The organism is Vagococcus coleopterorum, assembly GCF_011303955.1.
Taxonomy (GTDB): domain Bacteria; phylum Bacillota; class Bacilli; order Lactobacillales; family Vagococcaceae; genus Vagococcus_D; species Vagococcus_D coleopterorum.
On record NZ_CP049886.1, the window covers coordinates 914,481 to 932,912 of the forward strand.

The window sequence follows — 18,432 nt, forward strand, 5'->3', positions numbered from 1 at the left end:
ACTATACCAAAAACAGTGGAGGTTATGTCATGGAAATTATTAAAGTTCAGGATCAAGTTGCAGGCGGAAAAAAAGCCTTTGAATTAATTAAAGAGGGAATGGAAAACGACTCAGCTAAAGTTTTAGGCTTAGCGACAGGTAGTTCTCCAATTACGATGTATCAAGAAATGGTAGCTAGTGATCTGGATTTTTCTGATATGACAGCTATTAACTTAGATGAATATGTTGGTTTAAAAGGAACAGATGAACAAAGTTATCGTTTCTTTATGAATGATAAATTATTTAATCACAAACCGTTTAAAGCATCTTATGTACCAGATGGTATGGCAACGGATGAAAAGGCGGAGTGTGATCGTTATGATGAAATTATTGCCAACAACCCAATTGATATTCAAATTTTAGGAATCGGTACAAATGGTCATATTGGTTTTAATGAACCAGGCACACCTTTTGATTCTCAAACAAGACGAGTTGGTTTAGTTGAATCGACAATTGAATCAAACAAGCGCTTCTTTGATAAAAAAGAAGACGTTCCTACAGAAGCATATTCAATGGGGATTGGTTCAATTATGAAAGCTAAAAAAATTATTTTAGTTGCTTATGGCGAAAGCAAAATTGACGCCCTTAAAGGAATGGTTGAAGGGCCGATTTCAACAGACTGTCCAGCGAGCATTCTGCAAAAACATGATAATGTTGTCTTAATCGCAGATGAAGCAGCCCTAGCAGGTTTATCTAAATAAACAAAAAACACGATAACAATTGTTATCGTGTTTTTTATTACGTGAAAAGCCATGGTCTTTCCGAGGGAAATTTGTTAGAATACAAGGATAAGATTATTCTGATAATGAGGTGCTGAAATGAAGTTATCACAAGTAGTAGAAGAGTTTTTAAATACAGGTATGGATGCAGGCGGTTGGATGGTTTTAGATCGCTTGTATTTACGTAATCGTTTGTTTGGCTTATTAGAATTATCACCTGCAGAATGTGAAGAGAAAGATATCCTTGTTGAAGGTGATGATTACTTAGGAGCGTTAGTAACATTTCAAAAAGAGCGTGGTTTGAGAGCAGATCAACTGGCTGATTTAGTCACGCCGCCACCATCTGTGCTGAACGCCTTGTTTGCTCAACGTTATGAAAAAGATCCGGTAGATGCTACCACCTATTTCTGCGGAATCAATCAAGGAAATAAACAAGTCTCGGACGTCCAAAGTTCAACTAGCTTAGATTCGAAATTTGGTTCAGTACTATCTTTTGAAAAAGGGAAAAACAAACCTGTTGAAGCAGCTTATCCAACGTGTACTTATTGTATGGAACGTGAAGGGTTTATTTCAACGGATGAGCAAGATTCAAGCTTGACGAAACGAATGATTAGAATGAACTTAGATGGTCAAACTTGGAATTATCATTTTTCCGATCAACAGTATTGGCAAGAAGATGCCTTGTTTACATCTGAAAATCATCATCAACAGGTGACGTTGAATGAAAAAATTAATCATCTTAATCAGTTGAAAGGGCTGTTTGAACATTACTTTGTAGCAAGCTTAGCAAAGGACGTAACGCACCCTCATTACATTGGCGGGGTTGCGAGCTTGCCGATAATGGCAGCGGCAGAAAAAGTGTTGTCTATATCAGAGTTGTTCAACCAAGTTGAATTGTTTGAAGTGGTGTGGCCAGTGACAAGTTTGCGCTTGAAATCGACAGATCGCCAACAATTAAAATTATTAGAAGAATTTGTGGTTGCCAAGTGGCAAGGTTTTAATGAAACGGATCCGACAATTATCAAATATTCAAAAGATGGTAAATTACAAACGGATATTATTTTCCATCAGATGACAGATTCTGCGGATATGGTTTTAGGGGTATTAGCAGAACAGCAAACAGTGAAAGAGTTTGAAGCGTTAGAGACTTTAGATATGTTTAAAGCAAAAGGCTTGGCATTGGCTGAATTTATTAAAGGGATGTAAGCAAGAAGGGAGGGCTTAAATTGAAAATTTTAGGAATCGATACGTCGAATCAAGGTTTAGGGGTAGCGCTTGTTGAAGACGGTGTTGTGATTGGGAATCACTTAGGTGAGAAAAGTAAAAATCACAGTGTTAGTTTAATGCCCGCTATCAATCAAGAAATGAAAAAAGCTGGTTGGAAACCAACTGATTTGAATAGAATCGTGGTTGCTTCAGGACCAGGTTCCTATACAGGGTTAAGAATAGGCGTGACAACAGCAAAAACATTAGCGTGGACATTAGGAATTGAGTTAGTGTCAGTTTCTAGTTTGGCAGCTATTGCCGCTAATTCGCGTGACTATGGTGGGTTGATTATCCCTTTGTTTGATGCCCGTCGTCAAAACATTTATACAGGTGCTTATCAGTGGCAATCAGGTGAATTAGTATCAGTGATTGCGGATAAACATACTTCTTTAATGGATTGGTTGGCAGAGTTGCAAGCAACTGGTACAAAAGAGCTTCGGTTCGTGGGAGAAGATGTGATTAATTTTTCAGAAGCCATTAAAACTATTATCCCAACAGCTGAATGTTGCGAAGAACAAGTGTTAAACCAAGTGGATGCCAGCTCGTTAGCTTTGCTAGGTGAAGATGCAGAACCAATTAAAGATATTCACGGCTTCACGCCTAATTATTTAAAACGTGTTGAAGCAGAAGAAAATTGGTTGAAAGAAAATCAAGACACTGTCCAAACATATGTTGAAAAGGTTAGTTATGACAATGATAAATAATAAAGAACGCTTAGTTCAGCGGGTTATGCCTGAACGTCCAGTTGAAATAAATGGACAGGAATTTTTATTTAAAGAAATTGGTTATCAAGATATTAAAAAATTAATGCAATTACAAAAAGAAGTCTACCGTGGACGGATTCCTTGGAGTCGTGCCGCGTTCCTAGAAGAGATGAACGAAGCTGCTCCAGTTTTCTATATGATGTTAATGGTGGCTAAAGAACCAGTTGCTTTTGTAACGGCTCGTTTTGCAGAGGGTGTGGGACAAATTTCAAATCTTGTTGTCAGCTCTGATTTTCAACGACAGGGTCTGGCTTCATTCTTATTGGAACAAGTAAAAGAAATTGGCTGTGTTTATGGTGTCGAAAAATTAACATTGGAAGTTCGAGTTAGCAATACCGCTGCTCAAGAGCTATATGCTAAATTAGGTTTTGAAACGATTGATCAAATAGAAAATTATTATTATAAAGAAAAAGAAGATGCGTATAAAATGCATTACCTTTTGGAGGAAAAGTAAATGTCTACTGAACAAAGTTCTTGCGAATCATTAGCGAGAGGCCTTTGGCAATTAGCAGATGCTAGTTATGATTTTGGTTCGCCTTGGACGGCTGAACAATTTTTTGATGATTTAAGCAATGAGCGGTCGAATTATTTAACGCGATTAGAGGGGAATCAAGTGATTGGTTTTATTTCTTACCGTCAAATGTTAGATGAAATTGAAATTGATAATATTGCTGTTTCGCCAAAAATGAAAGGGTGCGGAACAGCGCAATCTTTAATGGAAGAATTAGTTGATATAGCAAAAGAAAATAAAGTTGTATCAGTTTATTTGGAGGTTAGATCGTTAAATGAAGCGGCAGTAAAATTTTATAAAAAAAATAAATTTATTAAAGTTGGCAAAAGAAAAGGCTATTATCATGGTCCAGATGATGATGGTATCTTAATGGTCAGACCTGTTAGATGAAGAAAGTGAGGTGAGCGGTGTGACGAAAAAATATTTATTAGCGATTGAAAGCAGTTGTGATGAAACCAGTGTAGCAATCATTTCAGATGATAATAAATTACAATCCAATGTAGTGGCTTCGCAAGTGTTAAGCCATCGTCGTTTTGGTGGGGTGGTACCAGAAGTTGCCAGCCGTCACCATGTTGAACAAATTACATTATGTATGGAAGAGGCACTTGTTGATGCGGGAATTACAGTTGACCAGTTGAGTGCTGTTGCAGTCACAGAAGGGCCAGGATTAGTGGGAGCGTTATTGATCGGTGTTAGTGCTGCAAAAGCATTTGCTTGGGCTCATGACTTACCGCTTGTTCCAGTCAATCACATGGCAGGACATATTTATGCTGCTAGCTTAAAAGCCCCACTTGAGTTTCCTTTAATGGCACTACTTGTTAGTGGTGGGCATACTGAATTGGTTTACATGAAAGAACATGGCGAATATGAAATCATTGGCGAAACAAGAGATGATGCAGCTGGTGAAGCTTATGATAAGGTAGGACGTGTTCTGGGGTTAGCTTATCCTTCAGGCAAAGAAATTGATGAGTTGGCTCACGTGGGTGAAGATACCTTTGATTTCCCTAGAGGGATGATTAAAGAAGTTAATTTTGATTTTAGTTTTAGTGGCTTGAAAAGTTCATTTATTAATACCGTTCACAACGCTGAGCAAAAAGGTGAAACATTGATTAAAGAAAATCTTGCCGCGAGTTTTCAAGCAAGTGTAATTGATGTTTTAGTTTCTAAAGCATTGAGAGCGTGTCAAGAATACAACGTTAAGCAATTAGTATTAGCTGGTGGTGTGGCTGCGAATAAAGGATTGCGCAAAGCTTTGACAAAAGCTTTAGCAGAAGAATTGCCAAAAGTTGAATTAATTGTTCCAGATTTCCATCTTTGTGGAGATAATGCCGGAATGATTGCGGCTGCTGGATTAATTGAAAAAGAAAAAGGGTCACGAGCTGATTGGGATTTAAATGCCCAACCAGGATTGTCATTGTAAAGAATAGCTTATGCTGTTCTTTTTTGTTGTTTGATTACTGGATTAAGGCTTGAAATGATTGGTAAAATATTATATACTATCAAAGGTATCAATTTAATTGATGCTAAAACCACATCCTAAGGAATCGATAGAGGGGTGCTTGCTTGCAAGTTCTTTATCACATGAACTTAGGAGAGGAAAAATAAAAACCAAATGGAGGAAACAAAAATGGCAGTAATCTCAATGAAACAATTGTTAGAAGCCGGCGTTCACTTCGGTCACCAGACTCGTCGTTGGAACCCAAAAATGAAGAAATACATCTTCACAGAAAGAAATGGTATCTACATCATCGACTTACAAAAAACTGTACGTCTTGCTGACGATGCTTACAACTACATGAAGAAAGTCGCTGAAGATGGCGGCATTGCTTTATTCGTAGGAACTAAAAAACAAGCACAAGATGCTGTTAAAGATGAAGCTATCCGCTCTGGTCAATACTATGTAAACCACAGATGGTTAGGTGGAACTTTAACTAACTGGGATACTATCCAAAAACGTATCGCTCGCTTAAAAGAAATTAACAAAATGGAAGAAGATGGAACTTTCGATTTACTTCCTAAAAAAGAAGTTGCTGGTTTGAACAAACAACGTGACCGTCTTGAAAAATTCTTAGGTGGTATCGCTGATATGCCTAGAATTCCAGATGTAATGTTCATCGTTGACCCTCGTAAAGAGCGTATCGCTGTTCAAGAAGCACAAAAATTAAACATTCCAATCGTTGCTATGGTTGATACTAACTGTGATCCAGATGAGATTGATGTTGTTATCCCATCTAACGATGATGCTATTCGTGCCGTTAAACTTATTGCTGGTAAAATGGCTGACGCTTTCATCGAAGGAAACCAAGGTGAAGATCAAGTCGTTGAAGAAACTTTCACTGAAGAAAAAGCTGACAATGCTTCAATCGAAGAAATTGTTGAAGTTGTTGAAGGCGACAACGCTGCAGAGTAATCTGCTCGTTAATTAAATAAAACTTGAGACTGTCTCAAAGGCTATTGATCGGTAGGCGAATTTAAGTAGCCCAGTCTTCCTTTGAGGCAGTTTTTTTAAATCAATTATCGCGTTTGTCAAAACGCTAACTTTAGGAGGAAATTAGAATGTCAAAAATTACAGCTGCTATGGTAAAAGAATTACGTGACGCTACTGGCGTTGGTATGATGGATGCTAAAAAAGCATTAGTAGAAGTTGAAGGAATCATGGAAAAAGCCGTGGATTTCTTACGTGAAAAAGGTTTAGCGAAAGCTGCTAACAAAGGCGATAGAATCGCTGCTGAAGGTTTAGCTAACGTACACGTTGCAGGAAACACTGCTGCAATCGTTGAAGTAAACTCAGAAACTGACTTCGTATCTAAAAATGATATGTTCGTTAACTTAGTTGCTAAAATTGCGAAACTTGTTGCTGAAAACAAACCAGCTAACATGGAAGAAGCATTAGCAATCACTACTGAAAACGGAACAATCGAAAAAGAATGTTTAGAAGCTACTACTGTTATCGGTGAAAAAATTAGCTTCCGTCGTTTCGAATTAGTTGAAAAAACTGACAACCAAGCTTTCGGTGCTTACTTACACATGGGTGGACGTATTGCTGTTTTAGCTACAATCGATGGCACAACTGATGAAGATATGGCTAAAGATGTTGCGATGCACGTTGCGGCTATTAATCCACGTTACGTATCTAGCGAACAAGTTTCTGCTGAAGAGTTAGATCACGAAAAATCAGTTCTGACTGAACAAGCTTTAAACGAAGGTAAACCTGCTAATATCGTTGAAAAAATGGTTGAAGGACGTATGCAAAAATTCTTAGCTGAAATTTGTTTAGTTGACCAACCATTCGTTAAAGATCCAGATATGACTGTTGCTAAATTTACAGCAACTAAAAATGCTACTGTTAAATCATTCATTCGTTTTGAAGTAGGCGAAGGTATGGAAAAACGTGAAGAAAACTTTGCGGAAGAAGTAGCTAACCAAATGAAATAAGACCTATTTCTTAATTGAAATGGTTGGGAACGCAATTTGCGAAAGTTGCGCTCCCTTTTTTTAGGTAAAAGTATAGTTTTGCTCTTGATTATGCTAGAATAGATTGAGAATAAAAAGTCCGATGGAGGAATTAAAATGGATAAACCTAAATATCAACGTATAGTTTTAAAAGTAAGTGGTGAAGCCTTAGCTGGTGAAGAAGGATTTGGAATCAATCCCCCAGTTATTGCTGAAATTGCTAAAGAAATCAAAGAAGTTCAAGAACTAGGTGTTGAAGTTGCTATTGTTGTGGGCGGCGGAAATATTTGGCGTGGAACAATTGGTGAAGAAATGGGTATGGAACGTGCACAAGCGGATTATATGGGCATGTTAGCGACAGTTATGAATGCTTTAGCTCTACAAGATACATTAGAGAATATTGGTGTGGCAACTCGTGTTCAAGCATCTATTGACATGCGTCAAATTGCTGAACCATACATCCGTCGTAAAGCCGTTCGTCATCTAGAAAAAGAACGTGTTGTCATCTTTGCAGCAGGTACGGGTAATCCTTACTTCTCAACTGATACAACAGCAGCGCTACGTGCCGCTGAAATTGATGCTGACGTCATTTTAATGGCTAAAAACAACGTTGATGGTGTTTACTCAGCAGATCCTAAAACAAACGCAGATGCGACTAAATTTGATGAATTAACTCATTTAGATGTTATTTCTAAAGGGTTACAAGTCATGGATTCAACTGCAAGTTCATTGAGTATGGATAATGACATTCCATTAGTAGTCTTCAACTTAAATGAACCTGGCAACATTAAACGTGTTTGTCTAGGCGAAAACATCGGAACAACAGTTAGGGGGAAATAAACATGGCACAAACAATTTTAAATAACACAAAAGAACGTATGGTGAAAGCTGAAGAAAGCTTAACTCGCGAATTAGGTCAAGTTCGTGCAGGTCGTGCCAACGCAAGTTTGTTAGATCGAATTCAAGTGGATTATTATGGAGCGCCAACTCCTTTAAATGCGATTGCTTCTATTAATGTACCAGAAGCCCGCGTCTTAATGATTACACCGTTTGATAAAACAGCACTGGAAGATATTGAAAAAGCTATTATGGCGAGTGATATTGGCATTAGCCCAGCTAATGACGGGACAGTTATTCGCTTAGTGATTCCACAATTAACAGAAGATCGTCGTAAAGATTTAGCAAAAGAAGTTGGAAAATTAGCTGAGGGAGCGAAAGTTGCAGTGCGTAACATTCGCCGTGATGCGATTGATGACTTGAAGAAAAAAGAAAAAGCTAAAGAGATTTCGGAAGATGATTTACGTGGTTATGAGAAAGATGTTCAAGATTTAACCGATAAGAGTACAAAAATGATTGATTCAATTACTTCTGAAAAAGAAAAAGAATTATTGGATGTATAAAAGACTGCGTAAGCAGTCTTTTTTTGTTATGAGCAACTTCATAAGAAAGTCTTTAAAACAATTCTTTTTCTAGGTATTTAGCTTTCTTTTTGATAAAATGTAAGATAGAAATGATTCTAGGAGGTCACGTATGTTTCGTTTATTTCCACAAAAACAAAAATATATTAATAAAGAGCAGGCTGTGATTTTTGATGCGGATGGTTCTATCCCAAAGCATGTTGCTGTTATTATGGACGGGAATGGACGTTGGGCTAAAAATCGTCGTCTCCCAAGAGTAGCAGGTCATAAAGAAGGAATGGATACGGTTAAAAAAATTACAAAACACGCTAGCCACATGGGTGTGAAAGTGTTAACTATGTATGCTTTTTCAACGGAAAACTGGAAACGTCCATCTTCAGAAGTGGATTTTTTAATGCAGTTACCAGTTGACTTTTTTGATACTTTTGTTCCAGATTTGATTGCTGAAAATGTTAGAGTTGAAGTGATCGGCTATACAGAATATCTACCGGAACATACCCAAAAAGCGATTAATGATGCAATGGAGCAAACTAAAGATAATACTGGCATGATTTTAAACTTTGCGTTGAATTATGGTAGTCGTGCAGAAATGCTAACGGCTGTTAATGAGCTAGTTGAACAAGCTAAAAAAGGTGAGTTGACAGGTGAGGTTACTGAAGAAATGTTATCAGAACATTTAATGACCGCAAAGCTTGGCAAAGAATTGCAGGATCCAGACTTACTAATCCGAACAAGTGGTGAAGAACGAATTAGTAACTTCCTGCTTTGGCAAATTGCTTATAGTGAGTTATACTTTACTGAGGCGCTTTGGCCTGATTTTGACGAAGTTCATTTTGAACAAGCTATTGGTTCATATCAAAATCGCAACCGTCGTTTTGGCGGATTAAATCAAGAGTCAGCTAGTAAATAGTTAGCGACTTGGTATTAAAAGGAGAGTTTCAAATGAAACAACGAGTTATTACAGCAGTAGTTGCCTTGGCATTGTTTATTCCCATCTTAATTTTTGGTGGTTGGGCGATTGAATTAACAGCAGCTTTATTAGCAGCTGTAGGTGTTTATGAATTATTTAGAATGAAAGGCTTAGAAATTAAAAGTCTAGAAGGTGTTGTTTCAATTATTGGAACGGTGGCTTTAGTTTTACCGATTGCTAAGTATACAGGGTCATTTATTGATGGTTTAGAGATTTTTTATTTAATGGTAATGGTGTTGCTTAGTATCGCAGTATTTTCAAAAAATACGTATACCTTAGAACAAGCAGGTTTTCCTGTATTAGTCGCTTTATATGTTGGAATGGGCTTCAAGTATTTCTTAGTTGCTCGTGGTGATACGAATAGTTTAGTTGTATTAATGTTTGGTTTATTAGTTGTTTGGTCAACGGATATTGGTGCTTACTTAGTAGGGCGTCAATTCGGTAAAAATAAATTAGCGCCAGCTATTTCGCCTAATAAAACCTTAGAAGGTTCTGCTGGTGGGATTTTAAGTGCGGTTGTTGTTGCGACAATCTATTTATTGTTCTTCAATGTTAAAGAAATTTTTGGTTATAATTTCTTTATGATGATCATGTTTACAATTGTTTTATCAATGGTTGGGCAATTAGGTGACCTTGTTGAATCAGCCTACAAACGTCATTATGGCGTAAAAGATTCGGGTAAAATTTTACCTGGGCATGGTGGTATTTTAGATCGCTTTGATAGTATGTTATTTGTTTTCCCAGTAATGGCTATTTTAGGAATTATTTAAAAACTAGATTGAGTTTATCTCAATCTAGTTTTTTTCTTTTGCTTGGGGAATTAGCGAGTTTGGAGCTTGGGCTGAAATGTGTTAAAATACTAGAGAAATAACGTACTCAGCATACTTTGTTTATGCTTAAAAATAAGGACGTGAAAGAAAATGATTAAAACAATAATAACTTTCTTATTCGTATTTTGTGTCATTGTGATTGTTCACGAATTAGGGCATTTTATCTTTGCTAAACGCTCTGGTATTTTAGTCAGAGAATTTGCAATTGGAATGGGTCCTAAAATCTTTTCTCATCAAGGGAAAGATGGGACAACCTACACGATTCGAATGATTCCGATGGGTGGCTATGTTCGCATGGCTGGTATGGGGGAAGATAATGTTAGTTTGACACCGGGACAGCCGATTTCCTTAGTGTTGAATGAATCAGGATTAGTAGAAAAAATTAATACTAGTTCAAAAATTCAATTGCAGCAGGCAATTCCGCTTGCGGTAACAGAATTTGATTTAGAAGATGATTTACATATTAAAGGTTACCTAAATGGTGACGATCAACAAGTGGTGAATTACCCAGTCCATCATGATGCTAGTATTATTGAAGCAGATGGAACCGAAGTCCGGATTGCTCCTCGGGATGTGCAATTTCAATCAGCAAAATTATGGCAGCGGATGTTAACAAACTTTGCAGGCCCATTATTCAATTTCATTCTAACGATGGTCATTTTTACTATTGTGATGTTTATGCAAGGTGGGATTAAGCAAGCTGATACAAGTGCTGTGATTGGTGGATTAGTAGAAGATGGAGTGGCGTATCAAGCGGGGATTAAACCGGATGATCGCATTTTAAAAATCGCGGACCAAAGTATTTCGGATTTCAGTTCAATTGGAACGGAATTAGCTAAACATCAAGATCAAGAAGTGACAATTCTTCTTGAACGTGATGGGGAAGAACAGACAGTTAAGTTAACACCTAAGAGTGAGAAACAAGAAGATGGTTCTGAACGTGTGATGATTGGGATCATGTCAGGAACAACCTTTACTAAATTAAGTTTCTTTGAAAAAATTAAAGCGGCTTGGGCTCAAACGTTAATTAGTGCGACAGCGATTTTTGTGGCATTAAAAGATTTAATTATGGGCTTTAGTTTAAATAAACTAGGTGGACCTGTGATGATTTTCCAAGTGTCTTCAGAAGTTGCTAATCAAGGACTGATTACAGTTTTGAACTTTATGGCAATGCTAAGTGTTAACTTGGGAATTATGAACTTGTTACCAATTCCTGCATTAGACGGTGGGAAGTTACTAATGAACTTTGTAGAAGGTATTAGACGGAAACCGTTGAGTCCTGAAAGCGAAGGTAAGATTACAATTTTAGGGTTTGCTTTTGTGATGATTTTAATGGTCCTAGTGACTTGGAACGATATTATGCGATTCTTTTTCAGATAAAAAAGAATCTTAAAATAGGGGAGAAAAAGTTAATGAAACAATCAAAAATGTTAATACCTACTTTACGTGAAACGCCAAATGATGCAGAAATCTTAAGTCATCAAATGTTATTGAGAGCGGGTTATATCCGCCAAGTGACGGCTGGGGTATATACTTATTTACCACTTGCTCATCGCGTGTTAGAAAAAATAAAAAAAATCATGCAAGAAGAATTTGCTGCGATTGATGCAACTGAAATGTTATTGCCTGCTTTAATTCCAGCCGATTTATGGAAAGAGTCTGGTCGTTACGATACATACGGACCACTACTAATGAAATTACAAGATCGTCATGGTCGTGATTTTATCTTAGGCCCAACTCACGAAGAAACAATTACTGATTTGATTAAAAATGAAGTGGCCTCTTACAAACGTTTACCGTTATCACTTTATCAAATTCAAACAAAATATCGTGATGAAAAACGTCCTCGTTCAGGTCTTTTAAGAGGTCGTGAGTTCTTAATGAAAGATGGTTATTCATTCCATGCCTCAGAAGAAAGTTTAGATGAAGGCTACAAAGCTTATGAACAAGCTTATTACCGTATTTTTGAACGTTGTGGTTTAGAATTCCGTGCGATTATCGGTGATGGTGGAGCTATGGGTGGTAGTGATTCAAAAGAGTTTATGGCAATTGCAGAAGTTGGGGAAGATACCATTTGTTACTCAACTGAGAGCGATTATGCTGCTAACTTAGAAATGGCAACGAGCCTATACACGCCCAAACAATCGCAAACTGAAGCGTTAGCTATGGAAAAAGTAGCGACTCCTGAGGTAGAATCGATTGAAGAAGTGGCTGAATTCCTAAAAGTATCCCCGGATACAATCATTAAATCAGTATTATTTATGGCTGATGAAGAACCTGTGATGGTCCTAGTTCGTGGTGACCATGAAGTCAATGATATTAAATTGAAAAATTTCTTAGATGCAGCGGTCTTAGAACCTGCTACACCTGAAGAAGCAGCGAAATACTTTGGTGCAGAATTTGGTTCAATCGGACCGGTTAATGCTCCTGAAGAAGTTAAAATCGTTGCAGATTTATATGTTCAAGATATGGCAAATGCCATTGTCGGAGCTAACGAGACAGGCTTCCATTTAAGAAATGTAAATCATGAACGCGATTTCCAAGTGACAACTTTTGAAGATTTCCGTTTAGCGCAAGAAGGAGATATTTCTCCAGATGGCGAAGGCGTGCTACAGTTTACTAAAGGTATTGAAATTGGTCATATCTTTAAACTAGGAACACGTTATAGTGAAGCAATGGGCGCAACAGTTCTTGATGAAAATGGCCGAGATATTCCTGTGATTATGGGATGTTACGGAATTGGTGTGAGCCGTTTGGTTTCTGCTATCGTAGAACAAAATGCTGATGAAAATGGTATGAACTGGCCAGCAGGTTTGGCACCATTTGATTTGCATATCGTACCAGTAAATGTGAAAGATGAAACTCAAGTTGCTTTAGCTGCTGAAATTGAGTCTGAAATGGTAGCGGCGGGCTATGAAGTTCTCGTTGATGATCGCAAAGAGCGCGCCGGAGTTAAATTTACGGATGCTGATTTAATCGGATTACCCGTTCGAATTACAGTAGGTAAAAAAGCTGCAGAAGGAATTGTTGAAGTCAAAATTCGTAAAACAGGTGAAAACCTAGAAGTGCGTAAAGACGAATTGATCAATACCTTAACAGTCTTATTAAATCCTGAAAAGGACTAATAGAGATAACTTTCAAAATGAGTTGAAAAAGAGTATAATTTAATAGAACAAAGAAGGCCAGTCAGCTAATCTTATGTTGACGGTCTTCTTTTTATTATGAGAGAGAAGGAGGTAAGAAAATGACATTAAATAATCAGCAATTATTCGATAAATTATTAGACCAAATGAATGTGACACCAGAATTTCGTTCCGAAAAATCATTGCAATCAGGAACAGTAGAAAAAGTCATTGTTCATAAAGTAAGTCGTCTATGGGAATTCCATTTACGTTTTGCCAAACGCTTACCGGTTTCATTATATCGTCAATTTTCTTATCAACTAACAACGGCGTTTAAAGACATCGCAGATGTGAAATTAGTGATAGCAGTAGATGACGCTAGTTTTAGCTTAGAAGAAGTTCAAGATTACTGGCCGTTAGGGTTGGAACAAGCTAAATGTAACGAGGCGATTGTTAAGGGAGCCTTAAAAGGACAGGTGCCAATTCAATTTGAAGATAAATTAACGTTGTTAGTTGAAAACGAAGGATTAGTTAGCTACTTACAACAACACTATTTACCAATCGTTGAAGAGGTCTTTGTTGAGTTTGGTTTCCCAAGATTACGTGTTTTTCCAAAAGTTAACGAAGAGAAAGCTCAAGAAAACCAGCAAGCCTTTTTAGAACGTCAAAAAGAGCAACAAGAAAAAATGATGGCAGAAGCGGCGGCGGCTTTAGAAAAAAATGAACAGTTAAAACAAAAGAAAAAATCTGAACCAGTTTCTCTTGAAGGACCCATTCAACTTGGTCGGCCAATCAACAATAGTGAATTAATCATGCCAATGGCAGATATTGTAGATGAAGAGCGTAGCGTCACAATTGAAGGTTATGTTTTTGATGTTGAAGTTCGTGATTTGCGATCTGGTCGTAAGATTCTAATTGTTAAAATTACTGACTATACATCTTCATTCGCTGTTAAGAAATTCTCGAACGGTGCTCAAGATGAAGCAGTTTTTGGCGCAATCAAAAAAGGTCAATGGTTAAAAGTTCGAGGGAGTGTCCAAGAAGATACATTCATGAAAGATTTAGTCATGAATGCTCGTGATTTAATTGAGGTTAAAAAGGCCGGACGCATGGACACTGCACCAGTCGATGAAAAACGTGTTGAATTACATATGCACACTAATATGAGTACAATGGATGGTATTACAGCAGCAAAAGATTTAGTGGCGCAAGCAGGTAAATGGGGGATGCCAGCTGTGGCGATTACGGATCACAGTGGTGCACAAAGTTTCCCAGATGCTCACCATGCAGGGAAGCAACATGGTGTGAAAATTCTTTATGGGATTGAAGCCAATATTGTCGATGATGGTGTGCCAATTGCTTACAATCCAGTCCATCAATCGTTAACAGATGCCACTTATATCGTATTTGACGTTGAGACAACTGGCTTGTCAGCTGTTTACGATACCATTATTGAGTTAGCAGCAGTGAAAATGCATAAAGGAAATGTCATTGATACCTTTGAACAATTTATTGATCCAGGTCACCCCTTATCAGAAACAACGATTAACTTAACGGGGATTACGGATGAGATGGTTCGTGGTTCTAAATCGGAAGAAGAAGTTCTACGCATGTTTAAAGAATTTACGGGTGATGATATTTTAGTTGCCCACAACGCTAGCTTTGATATGGGATTCTTAAATACAAGTTACGAAAAATATGGCTTGCCAGAAGCACCTAATCCAGTTATTGATACTTTGGAACTTTCAAGAATGCTACACCCAGAGTGGAAGAGTCACCGTTTAAATACGTTGGCTAAAAAATATGGTGTCGGCTTAGAGCAACATCACCGAGCTGTTTATGATTCAGAAACAACAGGGCACTTATGTTGGATTTTCTTAAAAAAAGCCCAAGAGGAACACAATATTAATTTCCATGATGAATTGAATGAGCACATTGGGGAAGGCGATGCATATAAGCGTGCCCGTCCGTTCCATGCGATTATTATGGCGACAACACAGGCAGGATTGAAAAACCTATTTAAACTGATTTCCATGTCAAATGTGGATTACTTCTATCGTGTGCCGCGTATCCCAAGATCACAACTAACTAAATTACGTGAAGGATTAATTGTTGGTTCAGCGTGTAGCAGTGGAGAGATTTTTGAGGCAATGATGCAAAAAGGGGTAGAAGAAGCGAAGAAACGTGCGAAGTTCTACGACTATATTGAAATCATGCCAAAACAAGTTTATGCTCCATTAATTGACCAAGAGTTAGTTAAAAACGATGAAGATTTAGAAGATATTATTGGCAACTTAATCAAGATTGCTGGTGAATTAGATATCCCTGTTGTTGCAACAGGGAATGTTCATTACTTAGATAAGACGGATGGTATTTACCGTAAGATTTTGATTAACTCAATGGGAGGAGCTAATCCGCTTAATAGAAGTATTTTACCTGAAGTGCATTTCCGTACGACGAATGAAATGCTTGAAGATTTTGCATTCCTAGGTGAGGAAGAAGCTAAACGGATTGTTGTAACCAATTCACAATTAATTGCTAGTTGGTGTGATGAGATTACGCCAGTTAAAGATGATTTGTATACGCCTAAGATTGAAGGGTCAGAACAAGAAATCACTGACTTGAGTTACAACGAAGCCAAACGATTATATGGTGATCCGTTACCAGACATCGTTGAAAAACGTTTGAAGAAAGAATTAGACAGTATCATTGGGAATGGGTTCTCGGTTATCTATCTAATTTCCCAAAAACTCGTTCATAAGAGTTTGGAAGATGGTTACTTAGTTGGTTCACGTGGTTCGGTAGGGTCAAGTTTTGTTGCTACGATGACGGGGATTACCGAAGTTAATCCTTTAGCACCTCATTACCGCTGTGCAGAATGTCAGTACACTGAGTTCTTTGAGGACGGTTCAGTAGGTTCTGGTTTTGATTTGCCGGAAAAAGCCTGTCCTGAATGTCAAAGTAGACTCTTTAAAGATGGGCATGATATTCCGTTTGAAACCTTCTTAGGATTCCACGGGGATAAAGTACCCGATATCGATTTGAACTTCTCTGGTGATTACCAAGCAGAGGCTCACCATTACACAAAAGTGCTATTTGGCGAAGAATATGTTTTCCGTGCAGGGACAATTGGTACAGTTGCTGATAAGACAGCGTACGGATTCGTTAAAGGGTATGAACGAGATAATGAATTGAACTTTAGAGCTGCGGAAGTTGACCGTTTGGCAAAAGGGTCAACAGGGGTTAAGAGAACAACTGGACAACATCCAGGGGGGATTATTGTTATTCCTGATTATATGGATGTCTATGATTTCTCACCAATCCAATTCCCGGCTGATGATCAAAACTCTGAATGGAAAACAACTCACTTTGATTTCCATTCGATTCATGATAACGTACTAAAACTTGATATTTTGGGACATGATGACCCAACAGTTATTAGAATGTTGCAAGACTTATCAGGGATTGATCCTAAAACGATTCCAACGGATGATCCAGAAGTGATGCGAATTTTCTCTGGGCCAGAAGTGCTAGGTGTTGAACCGGATCAAATCTTTTCAAAAACAGGTTCTTTAGGTATTCCAGAGTTTGGGACGAAGTTTGTTCGGGGAATGTTAGAACAAACCCATCCCACAACTTTTGCTGAATTACTCCAAATTTCAGGACTTTCTCATGGTACTGACGTTTGGTTAGGAAATGCTGAAGAGTTGATTCGTAAAGGTCAAACAACCTTGGCAGAAGTAATTGGTTGTCGTGATGATATCATGGTTTACTTGATTCACAACGGCTTAGAAGATGGACTTGCCTTCAAAATAATGGAGGGCGTTCGTAAAGGTAAAGGGATTTCAGAAGAAGATCAAGCGGAAATGCGTGCGGTTGGTATTCCCGAATGGTACATTGAATCATGTCTGAAAATTAAGTACATGTTCCCGAAAGCCCATGCGGCAGCTTACGTCTTGATGGCGTTACGTGTGGCATACTTTAAAGTCTATTATCCAATTCTTTATTATGCAGCGTACTTCTCAGTTCGTGCTGATGATTTTGATTTAGTAGCAATGTCGAAAGGCAAGGATGCTGTCAAAGCTCGCATGAAAGAAATTACGGATAAAGGAATGGAAGCATCGACGAAAGAAAAAAATCTTTTAACCGTGCTTGAACTATGTAACGAAATGCTTGAACGTGGTTATAATTTCAAAATGATTGATTTGTATAAATCTGATGCGGAAAACTTTGTGATTGAAGGTAATACTTTAATTGCGCCATTCCGTGCAGTACCAAGTTTAGGTCAGAACGTTGCGAAACAGATTATGGTTGCCCGTGAAGAGCAAGAGTTTTTATCAAAAGAAGATCTTGCTAACCGTGGCAAAGTCTCTAAAACATTAATTGAATACATGACAGAAAATGGTGTTCTTGATGGCTTGCCAGATGAAAACCAACTATCATTATTCGATATGCTATAAAAAATAAGCAGAGCCATTGGCTCTGCTTATTTTTGTTTTAAGGTAAGGGTAATTAAATGCGGTTTATTGTTAATGCGAAGTGGGAAACGACTATTAGCTAATCCACGGCTAACTATTAAAGGTAATTGCTTAGTTGCTTGATCAAAATAAATGCCAGATGAATAAGGTGGTAACCAAGTATTATCAGGTCCTAAAAGTCCACCTATGTATGGTAATCTAATTTGACCTCCATGAGCATGTCCGGCAAAAATAGCGACTGCTGTCGTTTCTTTAAAGTTAGCTAAGTAATCAGAATACAGTTCTGGATGATGTGCTAGGATGAGTGAAATTGGGTAATCTTTCAGTTTGTTTTTTTCTTCAGGTGGTAAATCAGTTATTTCATTCCGTAAGCCAACAACGGCAATATTAGTTTGTTTGATAGTGACCGTTGTCACGTCATTCTCAAGTAAGGTAGCCCGAGTAGCTAAAATTGATTGACGCCATTGATCAAAGTCATCACAAGTTTCTTCGTGATTCCCTTCAATGACGAAAGTAGGGGCAATGATAACTAAGTCGTCGATAAAGTTTGCGATGGTCGTTACTGATAAATCTTCTGTCCGATCAATTGTATCACCCGTCACAAAAATTAAATCAGGTGATTCTTTGGAAATAGCTTCTAATAAATCATCAGGGTTTAATTTAAGTCGTCTAAAATGTAAATCAGAGATATGACTAATTTTAACCTGCTCTAATTCTTTTGGTAAGTTAGTGACTAATAAGGGAATGTGTTCTATTTGTAATTGGCGATTAGACCAGAAGCCATAACCAATAATTAGTATGATAAGCATTGCCAAAATCAACGTAGTTGTGCTCATATAGGCAGTCCTTTCTAAATCTTTCT

Annotated in this window: 16 protein-coding genes; 15 read left to right on the forward strand and 1 reads right to left on the reverse strand. The window is 37.7% G+C overall.

Annotation, left to right across the window (positions count from 1 at the left end):
- Positions 1 to 29 precede the first annotated feature (29 nt).
- The 15 genes from G7081_RS04570 to G7081_RS04640 all read left to right on the forward strand — a co-directional run bounded on the left by G7081_RS04570 (position 30) and on the right by G7081_RS04640 (position 17,552).
- Positions 30 to 740: a glucosamine-6-phosphate deaminase gene (locus tag G7081_RS04570; RefSeq protein WP_166007779.1), complete on the forward strand. Its 711-nt coding sequence runs from the start codon at positions 30 to 32 to the stop codon at positions 738 to 740.
- 117 nt (positions 741 to 857) lie between these two features.
- Positions 858 to 1,964, forward strand: a complete 1,107-nt coding sequence (locus G7081_RS04575; RefSeq protein ID WP_166007780.1) for a hypothetical protein — start codon at positions 858 to 860, stop codon at positions 1,962 to 1,964.
- Between the two features lie 20 nt (positions 1,965 to 1,984).
- Complete coding sequence (tsaB, locus tag G7081_RS04580; RefSeq protein ID WP_166007781.1) at positions 1,985 to 2,728, forward strand: tRNA (adenosine(37)-N6)-threonylcarbamoyltransferase complex dimerization subunit type 1 TsaB; 744 nt, start codon at positions 1,985 to 1,987, stop codon at positions 2,726 to 2,728.
- Entirely contained in the window at positions 2,712 to 3,242 is a 531-nt protein-coding gene (rimI, locus tag G7081_RS04585; RefSeq protein WP_166007782.1) for a ribosomal protein S18-alanine N-acetyltransferase, read from the forward strand. The genes tsaB and rimI (G7081_RS04585) overlap by 17 nt, the downstream gene beginning before the upstream one ends.
- Positions 3,243 to 3,689 (forward strand): ribosomal protein S18-alanine N-acetyltransferase, encoded by a 447-nt coding sequence (rimI, locus tag G7081_RS04590; protein ID WP_166007783.1) that lies wholly within the window; start codon positions 3,243 to 3,245, stop codon positions 3,687 to 3,689.
- A 19-nt stretch (positions 3,690 to 3,708) separates the two neighbouring features.
- The gene (gene tsaD, locus G7081_RS04595) at positions 3,709 to 4,719 is read left to right on the forward strand and encodes a tRNA (adenosine(37)-N6)-threonylcarbamoyltransferase complex transferase subunit TsaD (protein ID WP_166007784.1); all 1,011 of its coding nucleotides are present in this window, start codon (positions 3,709 to 3,711) and stop codon (positions 4,717 to 4,719) included.
- A gap of 207 nt (positions 4,720 to 4,926) precedes the next feature.
- Positions 4,927 to 5,709, forward strand: a complete 783-nt coding sequence (gene rpsB / locus G7081_RS04600) for a 30S ribosomal protein S2 (protein ID WP_166007785.1) — start codon at positions 4,927 to 4,929, stop codon at positions 5,707 to 5,709.
- A 146-nt stretch (positions 5,710 to 5,855) separates the two neighbouring features.
- Positions 5,856 to 6,734 (forward strand): translation elongation factor Ts, encoded by an 879-nt coding sequence (gene tsf, locus G7081_RS04605; RefSeq protein ID WP_166007786.1) that lies wholly within the window; start codon positions 5,856 to 5,858, stop codon positions 6,732 to 6,734.
- Between the two features lie 135 nt (positions 6,735 to 6,869).
- Positions 6,870 to 7,592 (forward strand): UMP kinase, encoded by a 723-nt coding sequence (gene pyrH / locus G7081_RS04610; protein WP_166007787.1) that lies wholly within the window; start codon positions 6,870 to 6,872, stop codon positions 7,590 to 7,592.
- A gap of 2 nt (positions 7,593 to 7,594) precedes the next feature.
- Positions 7,595 to 8,152, forward strand: a complete 558-nt coding sequence (gene frr, locus G7081_RS04615; RefSeq protein WP_166007788.1) for a ribosome recycling factor — start codon at positions 7,595 to 7,597, stop codon at positions 8,150 to 8,152.
- Between the two features lie 130 nt (positions 8,153 to 8,282).
- Positions 8,283 to 9,080, forward strand: a complete 798-nt coding sequence (locus G7081_RS04620) for an isoprenyl transferase (RefSeq protein WP_166007789.1) — start codon at positions 8,283 to 8,285, stop codon at positions 9,078 to 9,080.
- A gap of 32 nt (positions 9,081 to 9,112) precedes the next feature.
- Positions 9,113 to 9,910, forward strand: a complete 798-nt coding sequence (locus G7081_RS04625) for a phosphatidate cytidylyltransferase (protein WP_166007790.1) — start codon at positions 9,113 to 9,115, stop codon at positions 9,908 to 9,910.
- A 153-nt stretch (positions 9,911 to 10,063) separates the two neighbouring features.
- On the forward strand, positions 10,064 to 11,350 hold the full coding sequence (gene rseP / locus G7081_RS04630; protein WP_166008389.1) for an RIP metalloprotease RseP: 1,287 nt from the start codon (positions 10,064 to 10,066) through the stop codon (positions 11,348 to 11,350).
- A 32-nt stretch (positions 11,351 to 11,382) separates the two neighbouring features.
- Positions 11,383 to 13,095: a proline--tRNA ligase gene (locus G7081_RS04635; protein WP_166007791.1), complete on the forward strand. Its 1,713-nt coding sequence runs from the start codon at positions 11,383 to 11,385 to the stop codon at positions 13,093 to 13,095.
- Positions 13,096 to 13,214: 119 nt separating this feature from the next.
- Positions 13,215 to 17,552 carry a PolC-type DNA polymerase III gene (locus tag G7081_RS04640; RefSeq protein WP_166007792.1) on the forward strand — a complete coding sequence of 1,446 codons (4,338 nt, stop codon included), beginning with the start codon at positions 13,215 to 13,217 and terminating at the stop codon, positions 17,550 to 17,552.
- Positions 17,553 to 17,578: 26 nt separating this feature from the next.
- Here the strand turns inward: G7081_RS04640 and G7081_RS04645 are convergent, their stop codons facing one another.
- A complete protein-coding gene (locus G7081_RS04645) occupies positions 17,579 to 18,406 on the reverse strand; it encodes a metallophosphoesterase (RefSeq protein ID WP_238786621.1) in 828 nt (275 codons plus the stop codon).
- Between the last annotated feature and the right edge of the window lie 26 nt (positions 18,407 to 18,432).